The organism is Povalibacter sp., from assembly GCF_036520495.1.
Classification (GTDB): Bacteria; Pseudomonadota; Gammaproteobacteria; order Steroidobacterales; family Steroidobacteraceae; genus Steroidobacter.
This window is the reverse complement of the sequence record NZ_DATDJO010000038.1, coordinates 160,390-183,554: the sequence shown is the minus strand read 5'-3', so window position 1 is coordinate 183,554 and position 23,165 is coordinate 160,390. Positions and strand designations below refer to the sequence as shown.

Sequence of the window (23,165 nt, the reverse complement as noted above, 5' to 3'; positions counted from 1 at the left end):
GGACGTCGGTGACGACGGCCGCAGTCGTGGCAGGAGGGCCTCGCGCCAGTGCTGTCGATTTCGCCATCGTGCACGCGGCGATCTACGATGCCGTCAACGCCATCGATGGTCGTCACGCCGTTTACAAAGTCGATCCGGCGGCACCCACGGCAGGTGCATCGAAGGAAGCGGCTGCGGCTGCCTATCGAACACTGAAAGGATTGTTCCCCGCGCAGGCCGCCACGTTCGATGTGGCCTATGCAACATCGATCGCGAGCATTCCCAACGGATCGTCGAAGTCGCGCGGCATCGCGGTTGGAGAAGAAGTGGCTGCCCGCATGCTGGAGTTGCGTTCGAACGATGGGCGAACCGCACCGGCTCCCGTGTATCAGTTCGGCACCGGACCCGGCGTGTATCAGGCTACTGTGCCGTTTCCGCCGGCGGGTCAACCGATCAACACCTGGCTGCCGAACGTCACGCCCATGGTAATCAATGCGCCATGGCAGTTCCGTGCCTATGGCCCCCCGGGATTGACGAGTGCGCGATACACGAAAGACCTGCTCGAGACGCGCGCCTGGGGATCGTCGACGAGTACGTTGCGTTCGGAGGCCCAGTCCGAGATCGCGCGATTCCACACGGAAAATCCCAACCAGTTCTGGGGACGCAACTTCGGTGCGTTCGTCGCCCGTCGCAATCTGGGCACGGCCGGCAGCGCGCGACTCATGGCGCTGCTCGCCTTCGCCCAGGCCGATGCGGCTATCGCCTGCTTCGACTCGAAGTACGCCTATGATTTCTGGCGTCCATCCACCGCGATCCAGCAGGCCGATACCGACGGCAATCCACAGACCTCTCCCGACGCAGCGTGGACCTCATTCGTGAATACGCCGCCTCATCCGGAATACCCGGCGGCGCATGCATGCCTGGCGGGTGCGACAGCCGAGACGATCCGTGCGTATTTCGGTACGCGGCACGTGAAGCTTGCTTTCGATAGCACAGTCACTGGCATGACTCACTACTACAGGACAACGGACGACCTCGTCGGGGAAATCATCGATGCACGTGTGTACGGAGGCATGCACTACCGACTCTCCGGTGAAGCCGGCGCGGTGCTGGGCCGGCAGGTGGCGAAGTGGATCGGCCACCACTCGCTGGAGAAAGTGAAATCTGGCAAGCGGTAACGCAGCGGGTCAGGGAGTGTGAGAGGACAGGGATGTCCGTTCACTTCTCCCGTTCCTCCTCTTGTCCTGCGCGTACCTTCGTGCGGGCGGCGCTTCACCGCTCGCACATGCGGGCGTGTTGCACTCCTCGGCTTCGAGGCGTTCCAGCAGGTCGTCGGTGGATGATGTCTGCACGATGGCCTCGGTCTGATCACCGAGCCCGCGCAGCAAGCAGCCGTGCATCTGGCCGGGCTACTCGAAGATCTCCGCGGACGCCAATACCCGCTGCTGCTCGTCGAGGCCACCGAAGATCAGGACCTTGCCGTTGGGCAGCTGCGTCGCCGTGTGGAGCGAGCGTTTCACGCTCATCTGCGGGCCGTCGCGACGCTCCGTCGGGGCGCCGAGCAGCTCAGTCGTCTGAGTGGCGGACGACGCAGATGCGGTGCTCTTGCCACCGACGATCAGTACGCGGGCATCGGTCAGTCGCGCGATGGCTGCAGAGCTGCGCGGCGTGGCCAGATTGAAGCTCTGCAGGAACGTCGACGCGGCCGGATCGAAGCGCTGAACCGACGTCAGCGGCTGGCCATCGAAGTTCTCGCCGCCGAGTACCCACACTGTGCCGTCCTGCAGGGTGTGAGCGACATGCAGATAGCGTCCGCCGTTCTCCGGAGCTGTCATGGTCGTCGAGTTGCCAGTCACGGGATCGTAGAGCTCCGGCGGTGCGGGCTGGTTGTCGAGTGTGACGCCACCGTAGATCAGGAATTTGCGATCGTTGATCCGGACCATCGTGTGGCCGGTGCGGCCGACGTTGAGGCCGCCAGGCAGCAGTGTGAACTTCTGGGTCCGCGGGTCGTACAGTTCCACGGCCTGTGAGTACGGCTGACCTGACACCGCGCCGCCGCTGATCAGGACGCGGCCATCCATCAGCTTCGAGGCGGCGGCGTAGAGACGATTGAACGCTGGCTGGTGGGTGGGCGGCGTCACTGCGCCCGTCTGTCCGTCGATGATCTCGGCATGCGGCGAACTCGTCAGTCCGGCGATACCGCCGTAAACAAGAATGTCGCCGTCATCGAGGGAGATCGTCGTGAAGGCGACCCTGCCGCTGCTCAGGGAGCCGAGATGCTTGAACGTTTCGTCTTTGGGGTCGAATACGTAAATCTTCTCGGGCAGGACGCTCTGCGTGTCTTCGCCGCCGAATACGACGACGCGTCCGTCGGACAGCCGCACCGCTGCATGCTCGGAGCGGGCAAATGGCGCCGCGATCGTGCGAACGCGCTCCCGGTATTTGACGGCGAGATCCAGATTGCGCGTGGCAGTCTCGCCAGCGTCGGTCACCGTCAGTTTGTAGCGAGTATTGGCGGTGAGGATCGGTGTCGTGATCGTCTGTCCGCTGGTCACCACGATGTCGCCAGGCTCGAGGCGGCCGGCACCCTTCGGGAAGGTGGCCGTGAGCTTTGCGGTTTCGCCCACGAAGTAGCCGCTGCTGTCAGCCTTCAGTTGAATGCTCGGGTCGTCGCTCTCATCGTCGCTGCCGCAGCCGGTGAGTGACGCTGTGAGTGCCAGGAGCACGGCCGGCAGGAATGCGCGGCGTTTCCATGCGAGATGTACTGCTGAGGGCATGATGATTCCTTTTCTTAGCCGGACGTGCGCCGGTCGATGACGCAGCGGATATCAGTCTGGTGGCGTATCCCGATGCGAGCATGGCCACGCGAGTCATCGTCGCATCGATGCCTGCGCGTTTCGTAATGGGTTTGTTACGGCGCTGTATTTGGTGTGTTGGGCACGCTCCGCCGCTCGGCGCCGGATGAGTGGACCAGTGTTGGCGGACACCTTCAGAACGCTCATCGGTTTGCGCGGCCAGTCTCTGCCTGTCCCCGCCCCTGAGCGTCGCAACGGAAGGGTGTCCCAGCTCTCATCCTGATCGTTTCAACCTTGTTTCCCGGCTTGAAAGTGCCGACTCGTTCACACAGCGTGGTGCTGGATTCTGTCGGTGGCTGCTAGAGTTCCGCGCACGACACACCCGGGTGAGGTTGAACGATGTCGCGGCTCAGACAGCTGAACGATCTGATCACCAGCATTGCCAGCGAAGCGAAGGCAATCGAGACGGTGAAGAGTGTGCTGCCGAACAGCAGGGAGATGACCGACAATCCAGGCTACGGCGAACCCGGCGTGCGTAACTGCGCGATCATCGCAGAGTTCGTGATCACGTTCCTCAAGCGCGGCAACGTCAACTACAGGCAACTCGTCAACAGCAACACGAAGATGGCGGCGCCTAAAAAAAGCGGAAACTTCGACCTGAAGAGCTACATCAAGGGCGATACGACAGCGCTGCTGTGCGAGTTTGGCGGCCACAATGCGGCCATCCTGCAGGAAGGCAATGCGTACGGCCTCTACCAGGCGGACGACGGCGTTTTTCACGTCTTTCCCCGCCTCAACGACGACGGCGAATCGCACAACATTTTCGGTACGGGAGACGACACGGTGTCGCTGATCAACAAGGAAGTGGAGCGGCTGCAATCCGAGTACGATGGCTATGCGGTCAAGGTGACGCTGGTGCCCTGAGGTCGCGAGGCTCGTCCAGTGAGATATTGCGATCCCGATGCGGACGAAGAACAGTGCGTGACGTAACTGCGATGGCATCGCGCCTCGGTCGCCCGGTCTCTGAATTCATCCAGCGAACCCCGGTCCGCGCCAGTCGTTGATCATTGCCGCAACGACACACAGATCACCGACAATGGATGGGGGTATCGAGACGAACGGCGGAATCGGACCGTCTGGACGTCGAATGGCGGCAAGGTCAGCGTGTATTCTCTCCACACCCTCGCATCGGCTGGGATGTTTCAATGCGTGCCGCATGACCGCGCGAATCGTGCGAATTCTGCTCCTTGGTGTTGTTGCACTGACGGCATCGCTCAGCGCTCTGAGCCGCGCCGACGAAGTCGCGAACTCGAAGCTGTCGCAACCGCTGCTTCCTGGCGTCGGCGCACGTGGCGTGTTCGATCCGTCGGTCACCGAAGTTCCTGAAACGCGCCGATTGTGGATGAGCTATTCGTCATTCGACGGTTCGTTGCATTCGCAATCGGGAGTCAATCTGCGCATTGCTTCCTCGGACGACGGCGAGACATGGCGGGATGTGGGTGTCGTCCAGGAATTCACGGACGTAGAGGTGGGTCCGCTCGCCGCCGCGTCGGATGTGGGAGAGCTCTACGTCGAGGCGGGCAGTCGCGGTACGTGGCAGAACGGGACGTCGACGCTCGTCTACGATCAGCATGCGCCCCGCGCCCAGCGGTGGAAGCTGTTCTGGCAGCAAGCGCTTTGGGTGAACGATGTTCCCAGGTATGCGAGCTACAGCTGGATCGCGCTGAAGATGGCGGACTCCCCCGGGAATCTGGCACATGCGCCGCCGATCAAACTGTTCACGGGCTACCTGACGCGAACGACAGGAGAGTCTGCCGCCGCACCGGCAGTCTCGCCGATCTCCGGTCCAGCGGCGATTCAGCTCGACAAGAAGGATCCGCAGCTCGGTGCATGCATGTTCGGCCAGCCAGCTGCGCTCTCTGCACCCGATGGTTTGTATCTCGCACTCGACTGTGCCTGGCTGGGTACTCGTGCACTTCTGCACACCGTGTTGCTTCGATGCACATATCCCGGTTGCGTTGTGACGGATGCCGCAACCTGGAAAGTTGTCGGCCGGCTCACGGAGCCGCGCGATGGTCCGCAGCTCGGCGAGCACTACGTGGGGCTTGGTGGCACTGCGCTGGTCGAGAAGGGCGGTCGCTACTATCTGATTGCGACGCCGATCGCATCGACAGACAATCGGTACGATGGCTGCAACGTCTATCGGTTCGAAGACCTCACACATGGCGAGCTCGAGCGGCGACGTGGCAAGCTCGTCGTCGCGCAGACTGTCCGCGGAATCCCGGGAACGCATCACGGTGCGTGCGCTGCTCACTCGCGATTGGTGGGCGGAATCCTGTTGAGCCAGATCGTCAGCACCGCCGCGCCGCGCGTCATGCAGATTCGCCGCAGCGGCGTGGAGTTGCCGCGGGATTGAAGTGTGCGTGGAACTTCGTTGGCGGTGTAGCGGAATGCCTCTCTGACGTGATGAGCGACGCTCATGAGGCACGCGCGGCCAGATTTTTGGACCGCACGTGTCATGAGCGGCTGGTCAGTCGTGTGTCGCCGGAAGTTTGACGAGGGCGGTCGTGCAGGTCTGCGCCTTTGCGGGGCCGTTACTGAAGCTGCCGACACCCGTGCCACCGCCAAATGGGCAGGTTGCGGCGCCTCCCGGACAAAACTTGATGTGGTCCGAACCGATCACACCGGACCCGAGATAGGACGGATCGGTACTGGAAATGGTGAACTCCAGCACCTTGCCATCGGTCGAGCGACATCCGGTGCCCGCCGATATGGCAACGACGCTCGAAGCCGTTTTCAAAAAGCCTGACCACCGCGAGCAGGAACCAGCCGCCGGCAACGTGAAGCCTTTGCCGATAAAGCTGGTGCCGCCCTGGCCGAAGCCGCTGTTCACAGCGATGCAATAGTCTGCTGCGTTGCTGCAGAGGGGCGCGATCAGCCCGAGCGTCAACATCAGATGGGATGGCTTCAAGCGAATCATGACGTGTCTCCTGGTCAAGTTGCGGTGTGGCATCGAAGCGAGGTCGTGTTCGCTGATTGCTCGAGAAAACGATGCCACGGATGCGACCGGATCCCGATCGTCCAAAGGGACCGCGTGCCCTTCGGTACGCCACACGCGTATGTCTTCTCTCTCATCCTTCGATGACGTGGGTCGGAAAAATGGCAGCATGCCGATTGATGGGTGTCCTTTCTTGCGTGGTCCTCTCTCAAGTGGTCACGAATCCGGCGTATCGGTAGGATCCGTATCGATCGACTTCGCGTGGCGACTGCGGCTTATGCGGGAGGTAGCGATGTCCACCGGGCACCCGATTGACACCGTGCAGCACGTGCTCGCGCCTGGGTTGCTCGACAAGGAGCGCACGATTGCGTCCTGGACGTTCAACCGTTGGCTCGTGCCCCCCGCGGCGTTGGCAATACATCTGTCGATCGGCATGGCCTACGGTTTCAGCGTGTTCTGGCTGCCGCTGTCGCGTGCGCTCGGGGTGCATGAGCCGGTTGTCTGCGAAGGCGTCGGCTTCGTCGCACGCGTGTTCTCGACACGCTGTGATTGGCCCGTCTCGATGCTTGGCTGGACATACACCTTGTTCTTCGTCTTTCTCGGGTCGGCTGCCGCACTGTTCGGTCACTGGCTCGAGCGCGCAGGTCCGCGCAAGGCAGCATTCATTGCGACGTTGTGCTGGTGTGGGGGCCTGTTCATCTCTGCGCTGGGTGTCTACATCCATCAGATCTGGCTGATGTGGCTGGGGTCGGGGGTGATCGGCGGCATCGGCCTTGGCCTGGGCTATATCTCGCCCGTTTCCACGTTGATCAAGTGGTTCCCCGATCATCGTGGCGTCGCAACGGGACTTGCGATCATGGGCTTTGGCGGCGGTGCGATGATCGGCGCGCCGCTCGCCGATCGACTGATGAACCTGTTCGCGACGGAAAATTCCGTGGGCGTCTGGCAGACCTTCGTCGCACTTGGCGTCATCTATTTCGTTTCGATGATGTTGGGGGCGTTCGGATACCGCTTGCCGCCGCCGGGATGGCAGCCTCCGTCCGGCGCCGTGAAGACAGAGAAGCGACTGGTTACTTCCGCGCATGTGCACGTGAACACAGCGGTCCGCACGCCGCAGTTCTGGCTGTTGTGGGGCGTTCTGTGTCTCAACGTGAGCGCTGGCATCGGCGTCATCGGCATGGCCTCGCCGATGCTGCAGGAGGTTTTCGGCGGTCGATTGATGGGGATTCCGGAGAGGCTCGCGAATCTCGACGAAAGCGAACGCGTGCAAGTGGCGACCATCGCGGCTGCATTTGCCGGGCTGCTGTCGCTGTTCAACATCGCTGGACGCATTGGCTGGGCATCGGCGTCGGACATCCTCGGCCGCAAACTGACCTACACCATCTTTTTCCTGCTGGGCTGTGCGCTGTATGTCTCAGCCCCCATCGCCGGTGAAGCTGGACGCATCGGCTTCTTCGTCGTGATCTTCTGCGTGATCCTCACCATGTACGGCGGCGGATTCGCCACCGTCCCCGCCTACCTGGCTGATCTCTTCGGTACGCAGCATGTCGGCGCGATCCACGGGCGCCTGCTGACCGCATGGTCTGTCGCTGGCATTCTCGGTCCGGTCGTCGTCAACTACATCCGTGAGTTCCAGCTTGGCCGCGGCGTGCCCGCGCATCAGGCGTACAACGTCACGATGTATGTGCTCGCCGGCATGTTGCTGCTGGGCCTGCTGTGCAATCTGATGATCCGGCCCGTCGATACCAAACATCACATGACGAACGAGCAGTTCGCGAGGGAAGTCGCCGCCTCACCCGGACGCCCGTCGAGGCCGGCATCGGATCGTGCCGACGACACGACCAACTATCGCGTGCTGCTCGTGCTCGTATGGACTGCGGTTGTGATTCCACTCGCGTGGGGTGTGGGGGTCACGCTGAGCAAGGCACTTGTCTTCTTTCAATAGCGAGGGCTGACGCGGACTGCCGATCTCACGCCCGCGACCGCCCTCGGGGCCGATATCGCGCCACGAGTAATAGCATCGAGAGCGCAACAGGCACCCAGCTCAGGTCGGTAGGTGACGGCCGACGCCGCGCGAAATCCGGGTCGCGCATCGCGTCGCTGAGCGACCCCAAGTCACTCAGGCGCGCGTACCCGAAGCGGATCTGTTCGGAAAGCGATCGAAGATGCGCCTCGCGCAATCCCGACAAGTGCTCGCCGATCGCTGAGTTCGGGTTGCGCAACCATTCCGGCGTTTGAACGACTTCGTCGGCGCGCCAGTATCCGTCGCGCCGTCCGTCCTCATCGATTCTCGGAATCGGACTCGGCACCGGCGAGCCGGTACCGATCAGCCAACCGCGGATCGGGCTGCTCTTCAGTTCCTGCAGCACTTGCGGTGCGTAGATGGGATCGAGCGGCGGCGCTTCCTGACCGTCGCTCAGGAAAACGATATCGGGTTGGCCGTTCGTCGCCTGGGCGGCGAGCACCGACCAATACAATCCCTTCATGACTTCGCTTGCGTTGGACCAGCGCATGCGGCCATCGATCTTGTCGAGCGAAACGAGCAGGTCATCGTAGTTCGCGCACACTTCCACCGGGGCGAGCAGCAACACGGTACGGTAGCCGGTGAAGGCGCCCCAGCCGACGCGAGAGCCGCATGGCAACGTGTGCAGCGTCTGTCGGGCCGCGGCGCGCGCGAAGGCGAGGCGGCTCACGGGTTCGCCGTCGAGCTCGTAATCCTCGACGTTCATGCTCTGACTGATATCGAAGACGACGACGTAGTCGAATGTATCGCGCGGCAGTTCCACCGCAGGAACGACGAGCGCCAGGATCAGCAGCGCCAGTGCCAGCGCGATGAGGCGCGAGTCCTTGCCGAAGGCCGCGCGCAGCATGCTGCTCATGGCAGGTCTATCCGCACGCCCTGCAGCGTGCTCGTGCTCTGCTCGCGTTCCGGCGGCTCGTCGGATTCGTCGATCTCGTACTCGACTTCGGGCGCAAGTCGCAATGCGAGCTCGAGGTTGTAGCGCGCATCCCAATCCGCCGGCTGCAGGCGCAACAGCTCTCGATAACTCTGTTTCGCCAGCTCGACGAGCGGCAGTGACTGAGTGGGGTCCGCCTGGTTCGCCAATGCATTGCGCATGTACAGATTGCCGAGATTGAACAGTGCATCTGGTCGCAGCTCATCGCGCCGCTCTGCGATCAGCGACTTGTACGCCTTGATGGCAGCGTCGAACTCTCCCGCTTTCGCCAGGGCCACGGCTCGCGCGAAGCGCGCCTGTGGAATGCTCGCGTCGAATTCGGACGCGCGCGCGCCCGTGACCGCGGCATTGACGTGCTCGCTCTCGTGCAGACGCAGTCCCTGGTGTGCGGCAAACGCCGCGCAGGCGAGCGCGATCCCACCGAACGTCCAATGCGCGATTCGTCGTCTCACGACCAGCCCCGCAGCAGCATGGACCGATACACCAGCAGCAGCAGGCATGCGAACGCGGCGAGGCCGATGAAGTAGCGGCTGAAATCCTGTCGCGGAATGCGCTCGAAGAAATCGAGCGGCAGGTTCTGCTGTCTGCCTACGTCTCTGACGGCCGTGGCAAGGTCTTCGGGCGCGTCCGCCTGATATGCGCGATAGGGTGTCTCGAGCGACTGAAAGAAGCGGTGCAGCGCCATCTCCGGCGCGTTCTCCCACCGGGGCAGCGTGGAATCCAGTTCGGCACTGTTGTACGAGCGCAAGTAGATCCAGTACAGCGAGATGCGATTGCGGGCCAGGCCCCGGCGGACACGGTCCGCAGTTTCTTCGTCGAGATACGCGCCGCCGTCCGAAACCAGCAGGATGATCCGGCTGCCGGTATAGGCGCGATCGTCGAACTCGGCGATCGCGGCGATCAGCGCACGTCCCACCTGCGTCTCCGACAGTCCGCGGCCGGTCGCGCCCGCCGCGATGCCCGCCTGCATGACTTCGTCATGTTGAGTGAACGGCACGACGCTGAGCGGCTTCTCGCTGAAGTACATGAGCGAGAAGCGATCGTTCTCGCGTTGTGCGACGAACCGCGACAGGAGATCGCGCGCCGCCGCGCTTTTCTGCAACCCGCGATCCTTGTGGTAGAGCAGAACCGTCGGATCGAGCTCGCGCCAATTGCCAGGCAGCAGGTGGTCGTCCATGCTGCGGCTCCTGTCGAGAAGCACGAGAATCTCCGCGCCGTGCCCGGTGCGTTGAACCTGCGTTTCCGGCCGGCCTGGCTGCGCGAGCGCAACGATGCAGCTCGCAAGCGCGAGCACGCCGAGCACCGGCCATAGCCAACCGATCACGCGACCCAGCGCATCGGTCGGCAGCCAGGCAACGCAGGAGAACGTCAGTGCATCGCGACGGCTGCGCAGCAGCGGCAGCAATGCAAGCGGCAGCAGCAACAGAGCCCAGGGCTGAGCAAAATCGAAAGCGCTGCTCATCGAGCGTACCGCCTCTCCCGTCGTCGCAGCTCGCGACACAGGGCGTGCGTCGAGACCGGCTCTTCCTGCAGCCCGCTACCAAAGAATCGCGCACTCGATTGCGAAAAGAATCGTTCGATCTCCTCGTGCAGCGGCCGAAGGTGCGGCGCTCGCTGAAACAACGTCGGCAGGGTCTCGAGCTGAATGACGCGTCCCGCTGTCCGGTCGAACGCCTGGTGCAGCACTTGCCACGACCGTGGCTCGGCATCGCCGAGATTCCGCATGTCGTGGAGTGCGCGCGCGAAAGGCAGGTTTGCGCGGTCGCGCAGATCGCGCCACTTCACCCATGCGAGCCAGGCGACCAGTGTGATCGCCAGCGCCAGCAAAGTGAGATGCAATCGCGTTCGTGTCGATGCGGTGGGAACGACGGGCGCCGCGCGATCCGCCCGCAATTGTTCGCTCGAGGGTGACGCGCTCGCGGCAGTCAGCGTGCCGGCGGTCATTGGCCACGCCGGAACGCTGAGTTTCGCTCCATCTGTCGACGCGAGATCCCAGGCAGGCAGAACGACGGAGCCGAGCGTCTGCGGCGCATTCATCAACTGATAGCCGACGAGCAGCCAGCGGTGTCCGTCGGGCGTCGTCTCGATCCTCGATCCGCGGCGCTCGAACCAGATGCTCACGCGTTGCGGCGTCAGCGCCGCAGGCTCGAACTGTTGCGGCAGCAGAATACGCTGCGTGACGACATCGCCGATCACGTAGCCGAACGGCCGAGGCTGCACGATCGTCGTGCTCGCTGCGGAATCGCCAGGTTGATCGAGTGCGACCATCGGCACAGGCGTGCCGAGCAACACCAGCGCGACCGAAGCGCAGGCGATGCATTGTCGCGGCCTCACGCAGCGATCTCGAAGAAGTATCGCGACAGCGCGTCGCCGTCGAACTCGCCACAGACGTGGAACGTCCGGATAGCGCGCGCGGCGAACAGCCTGTCGAGTTCCTGGCGCTTGTTATCGACGGACTCGAGCCAGCGATTGCGTACGCTCGGCCGCAGCCAGAGTGTGCGTCGAGCGCTGGATTCGGCATCGTGCACGGCCAGCAATGCATCCTGTGGCGGCGGACGCGTCTCAGCGGGATCCCACGTGACCATGGGCACGACGAATGCCGGTGCGAGTCGATCGAGCACGTCGTCGAGTCGTTCGAGTGGCCAGTGAAAATCGGACACCAGGAATACGAGACCGTCACGTCCGCCGATCCGCAGCGCGGCTTCCTCGAGCCCTTCGATACCGCCCGCCGATCCTTCGCAACCCTTGAGTGCCGCCGCCATGAACGTGCCGGCGCCGCGGTTCCGCAGCGCCGGCACGAACAGGTCGTCGCGCACGTGGTGGTCGAACGCCACCATGCCGAGTGGATCGCCGACGCGAAACGCGCTGTAGCCCAGGGCCTCGACGAAATCTGCGACGACCTGCAGCTTCGATCGAGGCGCGCCGAAGCGCATCGACGCTGATACATCGACGATCACGTGCACACGCACGCTGACACGCTGGCGATGAATTCTCACCAGCCAATCGCCGCGCACTTCACGCAGGCTCGCACGCAGATCCAATCGCCGCGGATCCGGTCGATCGTAAAGACGTCCATGCGAGACGAACTCCTGCCCCGTGCCGAGACTCGACCCGATATGCGAGCCGGGCCGCCATCCCGCGGAACGCCGCGGCACTTTGTAGTGAAATTCGTGCGAGGTGCTCATGGTCATCCCGCGGGCGTCGCGACCTTGTCGAGCATCTGCGCGATCAGCTCATCGGCGATCGGGCCGCGACGCAGCTCGTAGACGGGCGTGAAGAACACGCGATGACCCAGCGTCCAGGGCGCAACGGCGTGAATATCCGCCGGAGTGAGATGCAGTCTTCCCGCGAGCCACGCGACGACCCTTGCTGCGCGCGTCAGAGACATCATGCCTCGTGGGCTCAAACCGGCGAGGATCAGTTTCGACATATCGACGCCGTCGAGCTGCACGCCGAATTGCTGCGGCGAATGGCTCGCATCCCACAAGTCCATCACATAGCGTTGCAGCGTCTCGCTCGCACGCACGCTGCGCTGGATCGCGGCGCCGATCTGATTGAGTTCCTGCCATGGCAGGATTCCCGGCGCCACCCGATCCAGCAACTCATCGACGTCGTGGAAGGCGGGATCGAACACGAGTGAACGACGCACTGCCGGATCGGACGGTGTCGGCATCCGCAGCTCGAACATGAAGCGATCGCGTGCCGCCGATGCCAGCTCGAAGGTTTCCTCTTTCTCGACTCGATTGCGGTCCGCGAACACGATCATGTGCGGAAACCGATACTCCCGGTCGAAGGCCGACACGGTGCGCTCGGCCATCGCGCGTAACAGCAGCGACTGCACCTGCGGGCGTGCGCGGTTGATCTCGTTGAAAAAGAACGTCGCCAGCTGGTCGCCGTGCCGAAGCAGCGGGCCCGGATCGATGCGCGGCTTGCCGTCGCTGTCGACGTAGGTGTGATAGATGAGATCGCCCGGCATCAGATCGACGGTGCCTTCGACACGTTCGAACTCGCCGCCGATCGCGCGCGAGAACGCTCTGAGCACGGTCGTCTTGCCGACGCCGACGTCGCCTTCGAGCAGCACGTGGCCGCGTGCGAACAGGGCCACGTTGATCAGGCGGATGATATCGGGCTGGCCGATGACCGCCTTGGCGACTTCTCCTTCCACGCGCAACGCGCGGTTGCGCCAATCTTCCAATTGCTCCTCGGCTGTCATCGGCGCCTCGCTCGGGAGATGGGGACAAGGCGCTAGGAGAACGCAGTAGCGAGCCGACGTCTGTCAGGACGATCCGCAACGGGTATGGAATTCACTCCGAGGAGCGCCGTTGCGCGCGGCCCCGCCTGAGCGGACCCAAGTACCCGATTTACAGCACCCCATCACGCTCGGACCAACTGGAAGTCATGGAGTGGTCGCCCGACCTCGTTGACGATTGCCATGCCTGACGTGGACGAAATCCGCGAATCAGCGGCCCGGCACCGAACTGCCACTGTCTACGAATACATCAGCGACGTCGTCCCTGACTGCCCCGGATAATAGAGGCGTAACCGCACGATGTAGGTTCGCCCCTTGAAGAGCTTGTGCGTGATGCTGGCATTGCGGTCTTCGCCGCTGTCATCGTCACCCGCCACGAAGCGGGGTTCGCCGTCGATCTGTTCGAACAGTACGAGCAGCGTGTCCGATGCTCCCTTGGTTTCGATGGTGTACTTGCGGGACGCCGCCGGCGTGATCGAGAAGTCGATCTGCTGACCCGCAGCGAGGTTGAAACTCACTGCCTCGAACGGCTCCAGTGTGGTCATCCTGGATTTCAAAGCCGGATACCACTGCAGCGCCCATTGCCTGTCGGCCGCTGAAATCGTCCCGGGCGGAAACAGTCCATTGATATCGTACTTGTCCGGCACATCGATGAGGCCAGGCTCGAACTCGTACTCCATGATCGAGTCAGGATCCCACTTCGAACCCTGCACCTGTTGCGGTGAGAGCCGCTCGATGATGTTGTGATACGTGGTGTCGTGATCCCAATTGTTGGGCGGCGCGGCCAGAGCGTCGTAAACCGCCTGCTCATGCCATTTGATGCCGGCGAACGGATTCTGGTGCTCGTGCTCCATGCCCAGAACGTGGCCGATCTCGTGCAAGGCAGTGCCCGATCCATACTGTGTCGTCAGGCTCCAGCCATAGACTGTCGTTGGTTCATTCAGCGCCACATCCAGAATTTCGCGGCCGACTGCCGAGGCGGACTCGCCATCGGCCGTCGAGTAACCAATGCGAACTTCGGCTTCGCTGAGCTGGGTGACTTCCTGAAATTCGAGACCGATTCCCAACGCCTTCCATTGGGCAAATGCGGTTCGCACTGCATTTGCCTGAACCTTGGGCACGGAGTAGTGGCCGCTCTTGACGAAGCAATAATGCAGCACGGTGCCATTCGCCCATTTCGTCCGCGTCCGCAGGATGGCTGCCGCGCGGCGCGGATTCGCGGTCACATGGTCGGGTAAGCGGGGAATCGGCCGCGGAAGATTTTTGCAAAGCGGCCTGCGCATATAGGTGGACGCCCCGGCCTGGTTCGTTCGTCTGCTGCGCGTGCGTGCCATTGCCGTCCCTCCAGTGGTCCGAGGCTGCACGCTGGATAGCACTTTGGAAGCGAAAGCAACATCCGCTCATACGCGGACGGCGCGCGACTCTCGGCCGTTCGCACTCATCGCAAGAAGTGGCAAGTCACTCGACGAACCCAATCGCGATTACCGCGAGGCGGCGCCGGGGTCCCGATATACTCGCCGAAAATTCCACCGCATGGGGTCACGAATGAAGATTTCGCGCATGGTTGGTGCACTGGCGACGGCTCTCTGGCTGACGTTGCCGTTGTTTGCCCACGCAGCCGATTCTGCGGATACCCAGAAAAAACCAGGCAGGGAAGAGAGGCTGGACAAGCCCATTCCCGAACCGAGGGTGTGGACCTCCCGCCATCAGATCAAGATCGGCGGCAAGGCCATCGACTACGTGGCCACGGCCGGCACTCTTCTCATGAAGAATGAGAAAGACAAGCCCATTGCGCTCTTCGGCTTCACCGCATACGTCCGGCAGGGGCAGGACTCGAGCAATCGTCCCATCGTCTTCGCCTATAACGGCGGACCAGGCTCGGCATCCGCCTGGCTGCACATGGGTATCCTCGGACCGCGCCGCGCTTTCCTGGAAGACGAAACCAGCAACACACGCGGTCCCTTCAGGATCGTCGACAACGAATTCACGTTGCTGGATCGCGCCGACATCGTGCTGATCGATCCGGTGGGCACCGGCTTCTCGCGACCGGTCGGCAAGGCGAAAGGCAAGGATTTCTGGGGAGTCGACAACGACATTCGTTCCGTCTCGGACTTCATCGTGCGCTACCTCGGCGAGTACGGTCGCTGGGGCAGCCCGAAATTCGTGCTCGGCGAAAGCTACGGCGGCATCCGCACGGGAGGCGTGACCTACGACCTGCTGACGCGTCACAACGTCGCGCTCAACGGCATCATCCTCGTGTCGCCCTTCCTCGATTTCGCGACCGGCTCGGCGGGGCTGTCGGTGGACGAGGGCACGGTGAACTTCCTTTCCACGTGCGCCGCGACCGCCTGGTTTCACAAGGTCCTGACTCCACAACCGCCGCAATTGCAGCCCTTCCTGCGCGAGGTCGAACACTGGGCGGAAATCGTCTACGCCCCCGCGCTATTCAGGGGTTCGCGCGCCACCGCCGAGGAACGCCAGAACGTACTCGCCGGACTCGAACGCTACACCGGTATCAGCGCGGCGTACTGGGACAAGGCCAACCTGCGCATGGACGAGAACCGCTTCCTGCAGGAGTTGCTGCGCGCCCGCGGCATCACGGTGGGACGCATCGATTCGCGCTTCGTCGGCGGCATGCCGAACCGTATCGCGGAGAGCACCGCGTTCGATCCATATGCTGCGGCGATCGCGCCTGCCATCGTCGCCACGTTCAACGACTACGTGCGCCGCGAACTCAAGGTGGTGTCCGATCAGAAGTACGAACTTTCCGCGCCGCTATGGAAGGATTGGGACTTCGGCCACGTGCAGCCGGATTCGAACGGAATGAAGCTGCCTTACGCCAGCGTGATTCCGGATCTGTCCTATGCGATGACACTGAATCCGAAAATGAAGGTGCTGGTGCAACAGGGATACTTCGATCTCGCCTGCCCCTACGGTACGGTCACGCACGCCATCGACCATCTCAACATCACGCCGGAGCTGCGCCGCAACGTGCAGATCGAATATTACGAAGCCGGACACATGATGTATGTGCATCCCGGATCCATGAGCAAGTTCAGGGACACGTCCGCCGCGTTCATCGACGCGAACGCAAACTGAAGGGCCGGGCAGTTCGCACATAGGGCGAACCGCCCGACGGAGGCGCGGAGCCGCTGCTGTTCAGGGTGCGGCGCCAGAATGAGGCGCCGAGGGACAGCGCTCAGCTGTCGTATCCCATCGCCGCACGACGTCCGGCCAGCGCTTCCTTCAGGAAGTCCGGTGCTTCGGGTGGCCCGCCGGCGTAGCGCTCGACGTAGAACTCATCGAGCTGGTAATCCATTTTCCGCATGAAGAGCGGAAGCCACGCTTCAAAGCCACCGAGGCTGTGAAAGAAGAACTCGCCCAGGTTCGGGTCCATGAAAGTGATACCGCCCTTCTCCAGGCATGCCGCCATTGCGTGGCCGCCGCCGTCGACATAGTACTGGCCGATCCGCAGGTAGGGGTTGCCGCTGTTGATCAGTGCCGACGCCAGTTGCTGCGGCTGTGGGTCGGCATCGATGCGCGTCTCGCCGGCCTTCTTCAAACCAAACTTGGCGAGCCTGAACGAGGCGCGATCGTCGGTAGTGTTGGTGGCGGTACGGACACCCTGCGCGGCCATGATGAAGCGATACTTCGCGGCACCCATCTCGCTCATGTGTGTGCCCCAGAAGTCGATCTTCTGTGCCTTGCAACCGAGCCAATGCACCGACATTCCGAGGCACCAGCCATTCTCGGTCTTGTCGAACTGGTTCAGTCGATTGTCTTTGCCCTGGTTGTAATAGTGGGTCAGCGAACCGCCGTAGCGTCTCGCGATGTCGCGGCCCACAATTTCTCGTCCGTCATGAAACGCAGCGCGCGCTGCACTTCGTATTTCACGCGAAACTGCGTGTCGGCGCGGGACTGATTCACGAGACTCGCTTTGAAGCTCTGCGTTTCCGCGGCGGTGTGGTATCCGGGGACGCGATGGAACATCAGGCCGAGCCGCTTCAGCGCTCGTGTCTCCGTCTCGGCGTCGCGCTTGATGAGACGCACCCCGCCCAGTGACAACAGCTCGCTCAGTTGCGTCGTCTCGACATCCGACCAGTGTCTGTCGATGTCGCGCAGCACGATCTTGCGAATGACGCTGGTGTTGTAGCCGGTGAACAGGGTATCGCGCCACGCAGGCTGCGTGATTTCATCGAGCGTCTCATTCAAGCGGTCGTAAACATCTTTCTTTCCCACGAATCACTCCCCCCAAGGATGGTTCTCGATACTCCGGCGTTCTGAGTTTCCTGTCGGGTGCGGCACCGACGATTTCCTGTGCGTCGGTAGATTTTCCTGACGATGAAATATGCCAGGCCCTTCCGGCGTCAAGCCTCGCTATGGCACAGATTACCAGCATCGGTCAGGCGTTCGGGCGGTGCCGGTGCGCTGTCGGCCGCCGATTACTGATAATCGACAGCTGGCCTTGATGCAGAACTGCCGTGGAGGTGTCGTGTGCGTTTCTGGAGGACTCGGGCATATGTTCAATGACCGATTCCAAAAAGCGCTCCTGGCTGAATCAGGACGTAGTCGCTGGACGAAGCCAGGTTCTGTTTCACGCGATGCCGGAATTGCTCGAGCGACAAGGTGTCTACGTGCACGCGTTCGGTGTTCAATCCCTGGTGGATCGCAAGCGGCTCGAGCTCCGCGAGAGACATGCCACTGAAAAATACGTCCACATGTCGACTGGACGATGGAAATATCGAGGTCTGCTCGGCTCTCGTTCCGAAGGCGCCGATCACACGATAAGACGGCTCATGGCGGTCATGCCTCGGAACTGCCGGTACAGGATATCGGAGGCGGCTCTTCTGGCACACCCGAAGTGGCAAGCCTGAAAATCTGACCGAACCACCCAGCGCGTCCCTCGAGGAAGGTCTGATTAATTCCGTTCGTGCTGAGCTGGTCGAAGCACCTCCCGAAAACAGTGCGTCAGTTTCAACACTGCAGGGCTCACCCTTCGACCAGGCTCAGGGCGAACGGAGAATAAATCAGAGGTACCTCAAGTCTCCGGCCGTCGCCACAGCCACAGCGCTACGGCCAGCATCATTATCGGCACGGCGATTCGCAGCCACATCGGCACCGGCGCAAACTGCAAGCCAATCGCACTGATGGTCATCGCCAGGGTCGCGGCCATTTTGGCATTGCGCGGAACCACTCCGCGTTCTCGCCATATGCGGATGTGTGGACCGTACGTCGAATGCGCGAGCAGGCGCTGTTCCAGTGCCGGCCACCCCTTGCCTCCTGCCCAGGCCGCGAGGATAAGGAACGGCACGGTCGGCAGAACGGGAAGCGCTATGCCAACGATGCCGAGCCCCAGCGCAAGCAGCGCGGCCAGGCGCCAGAGCAGGATCTGCGTCGAGCGGAACATGCGACATTCTAGTCGTCGGCAGCGGTCTTCTGTGCTGGTGAATCCCTTCCATACCGTTCAGTGGCTCGCAGACCGTATTGTGACGATGGGGCGATGTCCTGACTGACACTCGATGCTGTCCATTTACTTGCCTGCCAGAATCTTCTCGACCGACGAGCAAATGGTGCAGGCGCAACTTCCACAAGATGGACTCCTCGATCGACGGGTTGTCGGAGCGGTGCAATCGCAGTTTCGGCGTTTGCGTCTTCACTACGGGCATGAAGGCATGCCGGATGCAGGAGCCGCCGTCGCGTTGTCGGCAACACGCGCCGAATAAGTCTTGCGCAATCCAAGGGAGCGTCCGCTGCTACAACGCATTCACGGAAGCCCGTGTGCTCTCAGCGGGCGACAATCCGGCGGTGTTCTACGAGCAGGATTCCGGCTCACTGAGACCCGAGTTCACCGCCCATGTCGATCGTCTCTGCGATTTGCAGGAGTTCAATCGGAATCTGATTACCGGAGCCAGTGAGCTGCGCGAGCAATTGCGTGCACGCTAGGGGCACAGGGCAGGGTCCGCACCGACCTGCCGCAGGTAGGCGATCACATCTGCGCGGTCCGTTGCATTGCCAATTCCTGCGAAGCCCATTTTCGTGCCAGTCACGTAGGCATACGGCATCGTGAGGAACTCATCCAGCGTCTTTTCGTCCCACGTCAGTTCCGATGTTTTCATCGCTTCGGAGTAGTCGAATCCGGGCACGCTGCCCGCGGGGCGGCCAATCAGGCCGCAGTGCTTCGGACCGGTGCTGCTGTTTTCCTGCAGCTGATGGCATCCGGAACATTGGACAAAGAGATCCTTGCCGCGCAGAGGATCGCCTGCAGGAGCGCCACTGCCACACGCGGTAAGGAACGTGGATAGCATGCCGAGGAGAAGCCATCGACCGGGATGGGTAGTTGAATTCATCAGTCGCAATACCGGAACCAGGGAAGAAGAGAACCTACCGCAGAATCGAGGTAGCTTCGACCGGGTCGGCGCGAATGAAGAAAAAGTCGCAAAAAATTCCTGTGGGGCTCGCGTGAACTCGTCGATGCGGCTCGGTCATCGCCGATTCATGCCGCACCTTGGGTTCAGTCCTTGAGTCCGTTGCCGCATCCGCGGATATCTGCTCGCGCTGATCCTTCGGAATCTCTGCCCTTGGGCATCTACCGATTCCCCGTCAAACGGGCGGTCAATCGCCGCCGCGTGGCTTCGTCCTCACCTATATCTCTGCATGCCCACTGCCTGTTCCAGGAGGCTATCGCCGCGATCACGCGCGATGTCAGCCAGTGCGCTGTGTGGCCCGACGTATCTCAGCCGCAAAACTCTTAACGGTGAACCCGTCGGGTAGCTGGTCAATGAAGATGACGTCGGAGATCGCGTTCCGGGTTCGAAGCGGCAGGATCGCCTGGTATTCGGCTGATCGATACCACGCCATCGCCGCTTCGCGGTTGGGGAATTCCATCAATATGACCCCGCCGGGCCACGCACCCTCGATCACATCCCCAGCACCCTGAGCCAGCCACTTGCCGCCGTGGGGCGCAACGGTTGCTTCCACCTGGTCGAGATATGTCAGCGCCTCGCTGTTCGGAACGTCGCCAGGGATGCGCAGATGATTGATCAGGTAGGTTTTCATGGATCACGTTTATATGAGATGGAAAAACGCTTGCACGTTGCCGCTTGCCTCGCAAACGCGTACCGCCAAGACTCCTGGCAGATCGTGTCGAAGTGATGTCGCCACTCAATGCGTTGCTTTCAAACGCAATCAACGCGCGCCGGCAGGAGCGGTGGCAAGCCATCGGTGCTGGTTGCTGGGGTGGCAATTAACCCGGCACACCAAGCCGGTGACGTTGCCTTCCAAACGCGGTCTACCGTCCGTCCGGCGACGGCTCGATTGCCGCCACGATCCGCTTCACGAACTCTGCTTCATTGCCTGAGTGCCAGCGCCATACGACCACCAGGTCCTGCTCGGGCAGGATCGTGATGGTGTTGCTGCCCGCGCCGCGCGCACCGTAAGCAGTCGTCGGCAGGTCCGGATAATTTTTACCCTGCGTGTTCAGCCACCAGAGATAGCCGTAGTCGGGTCCATGGTGGCTCGGGGCGAGTGCCGCCTTCACGAATCCGGCGGGCACGATCTGTTTCTCGCCCCACTTGCCGCCGCGCAGCCAGAGATAGCCGAAGCGGGCCATGTCCTGCGCGTTGATCCACATGCCGCCGCCCCAGCGCGTGCCGCCCGAAACCGAGGCGAGCTTGCGGCCGTCGACTTCGACGAAGCTGTTGTGATACGGAATCCAGCGCCATGTGTTGGACGCGCCAATGGGATCCATGACTTCGCGCCGGAAGACGCTGGGCACGCTCTGGCCGAACGTGTGCAGGAGCGACAGGCCGAAGCGGTTGATGCGCACGTCGTTGTATTCGTAGAACGTGCCCGGTTGCCTGAGTTGGCGCGGTTTGCGCTCGCCTTCACCGAACGCTTCCTTGCCGACGAAGTCGTCCTTCTTGCCGAACATCGTGCCCTGCCATTCGCTCTCCTGCTGCAGATGCATCTGCCAGGTCACGAGCGCGTTGTGCGGCGACTCGTAACCGCCGTCCTTCACGGTTTTGCCGACCGGTTCCTCGAGGCTGCGAATCCTGCCGTCACGAACGGCGATTGCAGCGACTGTCGACATCATGCTCTTCGCGACGGAGTAGGTCGGATCGACCCACGTCGTGTCGCCGAACTCGGCCACCACGTAACCCTTGTAGATGACGATGCCATTGGTCTTCGCGCGGATGTCCGGCACCGAGCCCAGCATCGATCCGAAGATGCGCTCCTGGTCGCTGAAATCCATTGCGCGTTCCGATTCGCGGGTGCGGGCAAACTCGATCGCAGACTCGAGCGCGACCGGATCCATGCCGAGTTCACTCGCTGATTTTTTCGCCCAGCTGCCTGCCGGCGGGTAGTAGACGACGGTGGAGGCAGGCTGCGCGGCACGTGCATTGTGGTGGAAGGCGACGAATGAAGTGCTCAATATCAGAGCGCAGGCCGCGAACGACAGACCAGGTTTCATGCCTTGTTCTCCCGCCGCGGTGACGCGCGGCAGGCTCTACTCTACGCTACCTGGCGTTGAGAACTATCTGCTCGTCCTCTACCGAAGCGCGGATCGGAAATCCGCTTTCGAGCAAGCGCACGAACGCCAGTACGTTCGTCGGTCGGAAATTGCCCTCGACCTTCAGCGCGCCGACTTCGGGGTCGGCCACGACGAGCTTGCGTACGTTATAGCGGTTGAATTCCGCAACGGCATGGGAAAGCGGCATCTCTCGGAGCATCAGCACGCCGCGCCGCCAACTCAGATTCAATTCCGCCTCCGCCAGACTCTTGCGCTGAACCAGTAACCCGTCTTCGCGCGAGCGGGCGATCATGCCTACAGTGAGAATGGTGTCGTCCAGTTTCACAACGCCCTCGGTGACAGTGACTTCCAGCGCGTTGCCGTCACGTCGCACCGAGAACTTGGTTCCCACGGCAACGACATGCCTTCCGTCCACGTCGACGATGAACGGCCGGTCATGATCCTTGGCGACTTCGAAGAATGCTTCGCCGCGCTTGAGTTCAATGCGCCGCTCGGTTCGTGTCAGTCTGACGCGCACCTGACTGTCAGTGTTCAGCGTAATCTGGGAGCCGTCGATCATTGGCACCGAAGTGAGTCCGCCCACCGGAGTCGCAAAGTGTTCGCCTTCTCGCTGCAGCTGATAAACGCCCAATCCAATTGCGACTGCAAGGAAAAGACCGGCTGCGATCGCGAAGTGGCGGCTGCTTCGCAGCGCTCTCCGGAAAAACGTCGCTGTGTCGGCCGAGTCTTGCTGGGTCCAGCCATCATTGGCCACGCTGTGAGCGCCGCCGTCCTGAGCGGGCCTGCGGTGCGAATAAAAAAAAGCGGTGAGATTCCATTCTCCAGGCGGCGGCGGGCGATCTCCCGGTACGCCCGCTCCGAGTGCCTTCAGCCGTGCCGATTCCTCCCACGCAAGTTCCAGCCGCAGGAAGGTGATGCGATTCAACGTCGAGGCATCGAGCCACTCCTCGAATCGCGCCTGGTCGGCGTCCGTCCAGGAGTCGGAGTCGCGCCGGATCAGCCAGCCGCTGGCGCTTTCTTCAATGTCGTTGTTGCGGTCCGTGGTCACGGCCTGTCTCGTCACTCTCGAGTTCGTCGGTGTCGTTGATTCTCGGTTCGAGCGCATTCTCTTGCGTGTAGCGCGCCAGCAGGCGCGTGCCGGTTCGCAGGTGCTTCTCGATCGTCTTCTCGGAAAGCCCCATGCGCTCGGCGACTTCCCTCTGCGACAGCTCCTTCACCCGCCTGAGCCATAGCACCTCACGGCACTGTGCCGGCAGTCGATCAAACGCACGAGCCAGCCGTGCGAGCTCCTGATGCGCACTGACCCGCCGTTCCGGCGAGATCTCCTCGACTATGACGTTCAGGAACTCATTATCCCCACCGGCACGGATCGAGACGATCCTCTCTCGACGGATGCGGTCGGCCATCAGGTGGCGGGCAGTCGCGAACAAAAATGCTTTGGGGGACTGCGGGCGAGCTACGCGGGTGGCCTCGTACACCCGAATGTAGGCCTCCTGGCGGATGTCCGCAATTTCGTGATGGCGCGGCCAGACGCGCGCGATGAAGCGCACGAGAATCTCTTCATGGCCGAGGATCTCGCGCTTGAACCAGGAATCGAGTGGTTCGAGCGACGACCCTGACACTCCAACGCAAACCGGCGGCAGTGGTTTCATCGGCT

At 62.2% G+C, this 23,165-nt stretch carries 25 protein-coding genes; 7 read left to right on the top strand and 18 right to left on the bottom strand.

Features of this window, described 5'->3' with window-relative positions; genetic code table 11:
- A partial coding sequence (locus VIZ63_RS14695) for a vanadium-dependent haloperoxidase (RefSeq protein WP_331610416.1) occupies positions 1 to 1,157 on the top strand: 1,157 nt, incomplete at its 5' end.
- Positions 1,158 to 1,388: 231 nt separating this feature from the next.
- Here the strand turns inward: VIZ63_RS14695 and VIZ63_RS14690 are convergent.
- The gene (locus VIZ63_RS14690; protein ID WP_331610415.1) at positions 1,389 to 2,756 is read right to left on the bottom strand and encodes a Kelch repeat-containing protein; all 1,368 of its coding nucleotides are present in this window, start codon (positions 2,754 to 2,756) and stop codon (positions 1,389 to 1,391) included.
- A 417-nt stretch (positions 2,757 to 3,173) separates the two neighbouring features.
- Between VIZ63_RS14690 and VIZ63_RS14685 the strand changes: the two genes are divergently transcribed.
- Positions 3,174 to 3,698: a hypothetical protein gene (locus tag VIZ63_RS14685; protein WP_331610414.1), complete on the top strand. Its 525-nt coding sequence runs from the start codon at positions 3,174 to 3,176 to the stop codon at positions 3,696 to 3,698.
- Between the two features lie 292 nt (positions 3,699 to 3,990).
- Positions 3,991 to 5,190: a hypothetical protein gene (locus VIZ63_RS14680; protein ID WP_331610413.1), complete on the top strand. Its 1,200-nt coding sequence runs from the start codon at positions 3,991 to 3,993 to the stop codon at positions 5,188 to 5,190.
- A 114-nt stretch (positions 5,191 to 5,304) separates the two neighbouring features.
- On the opposite strand, the gene VIZ63_RS14675 is transcribed toward VIZ63_RS14680, so the two are convergent.
- Positions 5,305 to 5,754 carry a hypothetical protein gene (locus VIZ63_RS14675; RefSeq protein WP_331610412.1) on the bottom strand — a complete coding sequence of 150 codons (450 nt, stop codon included), beginning with the start codon at positions 5,752 to 5,754 and terminating at the stop codon, positions 5,305 to 5,307.
- 310 nt (positions 5,755 to 6,064) lie between these two features.
- On the opposite strand from VIZ63_RS14675, the gene VIZ63_RS14670 reads away from it, so the two are divergent.
- The gene (locus tag VIZ63_RS14670; RefSeq protein ID WP_331610411.1) at positions 6,065 to 7,717 is read left to right on the top strand and encodes an OFA family MFS transporter; all 1,653 of its coding nucleotides are present in this window, start codon (positions 6,065 to 6,067) and stop codon (positions 7,715 to 7,717) included.
- 25 nt (positions 7,718 to 7,742) lie between these two features.
- Here the strand turns inward: VIZ63_RS14670 and VIZ63_RS14665 are convergent, their stop codons facing one another.
- The 7 genes from VIZ63_RS14665 to VIZ63_RS14635 form a co-directional block, all read right to left on the bottom strand.
- Positions 7,743 to 8,651 (bottom strand): vWA domain-containing protein, encoded by a 909-nt coding sequence (locus tag VIZ63_RS14665; RefSeq protein WP_331610410.1) that lies wholly within the window; start codon positions 8,649 to 8,651, stop codon positions 7,743 to 7,745.
- A complete protein-coding gene (locus VIZ63_RS14660) occupies positions 8,648 to 9,181 on the bottom strand; it encodes a hypothetical protein (protein WP_331610409.1) in 534 nt (177 codons plus the stop codon). Before VIZ63_RS14660 ends, VIZ63_RS14665 begins: the two co-directional genes overlap by 4 nt.
- Complete coding sequence (locus tag VIZ63_RS14655; RefSeq protein WP_331610408.1) at positions 9,178 to 10,191, bottom strand: vWA domain-containing protein; 1,014 nt, start codon at positions 10,189 to 10,191, stop codon at positions 9,178 to 9,180. The genes VIZ63_RS14660 and VIZ63_RS14655 overlap by 4 nt, the downstream gene beginning before the upstream one ends.
- Positions 10,188 to 11,063, bottom strand: coding sequence for a hypothetical protein (locus VIZ63_RS14650; RefSeq protein WP_331610407.1), 876 nt, complete (start codon positions 11,061 to 11,063; stop codon positions 10,188 to 10,190). The genes VIZ63_RS14655 and VIZ63_RS14650 overlap by 4 nt, the downstream gene beginning before the upstream one ends.
- The gene (locus VIZ63_RS14645; protein ID WP_331610406.1) at positions 11,060 to 11,914 is read right to left on the bottom strand and encodes a hypothetical protein; all 855 of its coding nucleotides are present in this window, start codon (positions 11,912 to 11,914) and stop codon (positions 11,060 to 11,062) included. Before VIZ63_RS14645 ends, VIZ63_RS14650 begins: the two co-directional genes overlap by 4 nt.
- A 2-nt stretch (positions 11,915 to 11,916) precedes the next feature.
- Complete coding sequence (locus tag VIZ63_RS14640) at positions 11,917 to 12,942, bottom strand: MoxR family ATPase (RefSeq protein WP_331610405.1); 1,026 nt, start codon at positions 12,940 to 12,942, stop codon at positions 11,917 to 11,919.
- A 275-nt stretch (positions 12,943 to 13,217) separates the two neighbouring features.
- Entirely contained in the window at positions 13,218 to 14,075 is an 858-nt protein-coding gene (locus VIZ63_RS14635) for a hypothetical protein (protein WP_331610404.1), read from the bottom strand.
- Positions 14,076 to 14,523: 448 nt separating this feature from the next.
- Here VIZ63_RS14635 and VIZ63_RS14630 point away from each other — a divergent pair, with 448 nt between their 5' ends.
- On the top strand, positions 14,524 to 16,077 hold the full coding sequence (locus VIZ63_RS14630) for a S10 family peptidase (protein WP_331610403.1): 1,554 nt from the start codon (positions 14,524 to 14,526) through the stop codon (positions 16,075 to 16,077).
- 100 nt (positions 16,078 to 16,177) lie between these two features.
- On the opposite strand, the gene VIZ63_RS14625 is transcribed toward VIZ63_RS14630, so the two are convergent.
- The 4 genes from VIZ63_RS14625 to VIZ63_RS14610 form a co-directional block, all read right to left on the bottom strand.
- Positions 16,178 to 16,822, bottom strand: coding sequence for a YopT-type cysteine protease domain-containing protein (locus VIZ63_RS14625; RefSeq protein ID WP_331610402.1), 645 nt, complete (start codon positions 16,820 to 16,822; stop codon positions 16,178 to 16,180).
- Positions 16,783 to 17,217, bottom strand: coding sequence for a hypothetical protein (locus tag VIZ63_RS14620; protein ID WP_331610401.1), 435 nt, complete (start codon positions 17,215 to 17,217; stop codon positions 16,783 to 16,785). The genes VIZ63_RS14625 and VIZ63_RS14620 overlap by 40 nt, the downstream gene beginning before the upstream one ends.
- 284 nt (positions 17,218 to 17,501) lie before the next feature.
- Positions 17,502 to 17,675 carry a hypothetical protein gene (locus tag VIZ63_RS14615; protein WP_331610400.1) on the bottom strand — a complete coding sequence of 58 codons (174 nt, stop codon included), beginning with the start codon at positions 17,673 to 17,675 and terminating at the stop codon, positions 17,502 to 17,504.
- A 341-nt stretch (positions 17,676 to 18,016) separates the two neighbouring features.
- Positions 18,017 to 18,385, bottom strand: a complete 369-nt coding sequence (locus tag VIZ63_RS14610) for a YbaN family protein (RefSeq protein WP_331610399.1) — start codon at positions 18,383 to 18,385, stop codon at positions 18,017 to 18,019.
- A 112-nt stretch (positions 18,386 to 18,497) separates the two neighbouring features.
- Here VIZ63_RS14610 and VIZ63_RS14605 point away from each other — a divergent pair, with 112 nt between their 5' ends.
- The gene (locus VIZ63_RS14605; RefSeq protein ID WP_331610398.1) at positions 18,498 to 18,701 is read left to right on the top strand and encodes a hypothetical protein; all 204 of its coding nucleotides are present in this window, start codon (positions 18,498 to 18,500) and stop codon (positions 18,699 to 18,701) included.
- Positions 18,702 to 18,756: 55 nt separating this feature from the next.
- Entirely contained in the window at positions 18,757 to 18,921 is a 165-nt protein-coding gene (locus tag VIZ63_RS14600) for a hypothetical protein (RefSeq protein ID WP_331610397.1), read from the top strand.
- Here the strand turns inward: VIZ63_RS14600 and VIZ63_RS14595 are convergent.
- The 5 genes from VIZ63_RS14595 to VIZ63_RS14575 form a co-directional block, all read right to left on the bottom strand.
- Positions 18,918 to 19,325: a cytochrome c family protein gene (locus VIZ63_RS14595; protein WP_331610396.1), complete on the bottom strand. Its 408-nt coding sequence runs from the start codon at positions 19,323 to 19,325 to the stop codon at positions 18,918 to 18,920. The two genes, VIZ63_RS14600 and VIZ63_RS14595, sit on opposite strands and share 4 nt — an antisense overlap.
- A 355-nt stretch (positions 19,326 to 19,680) precedes the next feature.
- Positions 19,681 to 20,034, bottom strand: coding sequence for a DUF1330 domain-containing protein (locus tag VIZ63_RS14590; RefSeq protein WP_331610395.1), 354 nt, complete (start codon positions 20,032 to 20,034; stop codon positions 19,681 to 19,683).
- 232 nt (positions 20,035 to 20,266) lie between these two features.
- Complete coding sequence (locus VIZ63_RS14585) at positions 20,267 to 21,448, bottom strand: serine hydrolase domain-containing protein (RefSeq protein WP_331610394.1); 1,182 nt, start codon at positions 21,446 to 21,448, stop codon at positions 20,267 to 20,269.
- Positions 21,449 to 21,494: 46 nt separating this feature from the next.
- The gene (locus tag VIZ63_RS14580; protein WP_331610393.1) at positions 21,495 to 22,556 is read right to left on the bottom strand and encodes a FecR family protein; all 1,062 of its coding nucleotides are present in this window, start codon (positions 22,554 to 22,556) and stop codon (positions 21,495 to 21,497) included.
- Positions 22,528 to 23,058 (bottom strand): RNA polymerase sigma factor, encoded by a 531-nt coding sequence (locus tag VIZ63_RS14575; protein ID WP_414703801.1) that lies wholly within the window; start codon positions 23,056 to 23,058, stop codon positions 22,528 to 22,530. Before VIZ63_RS14575 ends, VIZ63_RS14580 begins: the two co-directional genes overlap by 29 nt.
- Between the last annotated feature and the right edge of the window lie 107 nt (positions 23,059 to 23,165).

What these genes read in the sequence shown, in the direction of transcription:
- VIZ63_RS14690 (WP_331610415.1), bottom strand. Translation starts at nt 2,756, where the DNA reads ATGCCCTCAGCAGTACATCTCGCATGGAAACGCCGCGCATTCCTGCCG.
- VIZ63_RS14685 (WP_331610414.1), top strand. Translation starts at nt 3,174, where the DNA reads ATGTCGCGGCTCAGACAGCTGAACGATCTGATCACCAGCATTGCCAGC.
- VIZ63_RS14680 (WP_331610413.1), top strand. Translation starts at nt 3,991, where the DNA reads ATGACCGCGCGAATCGTGCGAATTCTGCTCCTTGGTGTTGTTGCACTG.
- VIZ63_RS14675 (WP_331610412.1), bottom strand. Translation starts at nt 5,754, where the DNA reads ATGATTCGCTTGAAGCCATCCCATCTGATGTTGACGCTCGGGCTGATC.
- VIZ63_RS14670 (WP_331610411.1), top strand. Translation starts at nt 6,065, where the DNA reads ATGTCCACCGGGCACCCGATTGACACCGTGCAGCACGTGCTCGCGCCT.
- VIZ63_RS14665 (WP_331610410.1), bottom strand. Translation starts at nt 8,651, where the DNA reads ATGAGCAGCATGCTGCGCGCGGCCTTCGGCAAGGACTCGCGCCTCATC.
- VIZ63_RS14655 (WP_331610408.1), bottom strand. Translation starts at nt 10,191, where the DNA reads ATGAGCAGCGCTTTCGATTTTGCTCAGCCCTGGGCTCTGTTGCTGCTG.
- VIZ63_RS14645 (WP_331610406.1), bottom strand. Translation starts at nt 11,914, where the DNA reads ATGAGCACCTCGCACGAATTTCACTACAAAGTGCCGCGGCGTTCCGCG.
- VIZ63_RS14640 (WP_331610405.1), bottom strand. Translation starts at nt 12,942, where the DNA reads ATGACAGCCGAGGAGCAATTGGAAGATTGGCGCAACCGCGCGTTGCGC.
- VIZ63_RS14630 (WP_331610403.1), top strand. Translation starts at nt 14,524, where the DNA reads ATGAAGATTTCGCGCATGGTTGGTGCACTGGCGACGGCTCTCTGGCTG.
- VIZ63_RS14615 (WP_331610400.1), bottom strand. Translation starts at nt 17,675, where the DNA reads ATGTCTCTCGCGGAGCTCGAGCCGCTTGCGATCCACCAGGGATTGAAC.
- VIZ63_RS14610 (WP_331610399.1), bottom strand. Translation starts at nt 18,385, where the DNA reads ATGTTCCGCTCGACGCAGATCCTGCTCTGGCGCCTGGCCGCGCTGCTT.
- VIZ63_RS14605 (WP_331610398.1), top strand. Translation starts at nt 18,498, where the DNA reads ATGCTGTCCATTTACTTGCCTGCCAGAATCTTCTCGACCGACGAGCAA.
- VIZ63_RS14595 (WP_331610396.1), bottom strand. Translation starts at nt 19,325, where the DNA reads ATGAATTCAACTACCCATCCCGGTCGATGGCTTCTCCTCGGCATGCTA.
- VIZ63_RS14590 (WP_331610395.1), bottom strand. Translation starts at nt 20,034, where the DNA reads ATGAAAACCTACCTGATCAATCATCTGCGCATCCCTGGCGACGTTCCG.
- VIZ63_RS14585 (WP_331610394.1), bottom strand. Translation starts at nt 21,448, where the DNA reads ATGAAACCTGGTCTGTCGTTCGCGGCCTGCGCTCTGATATTGAGCACT.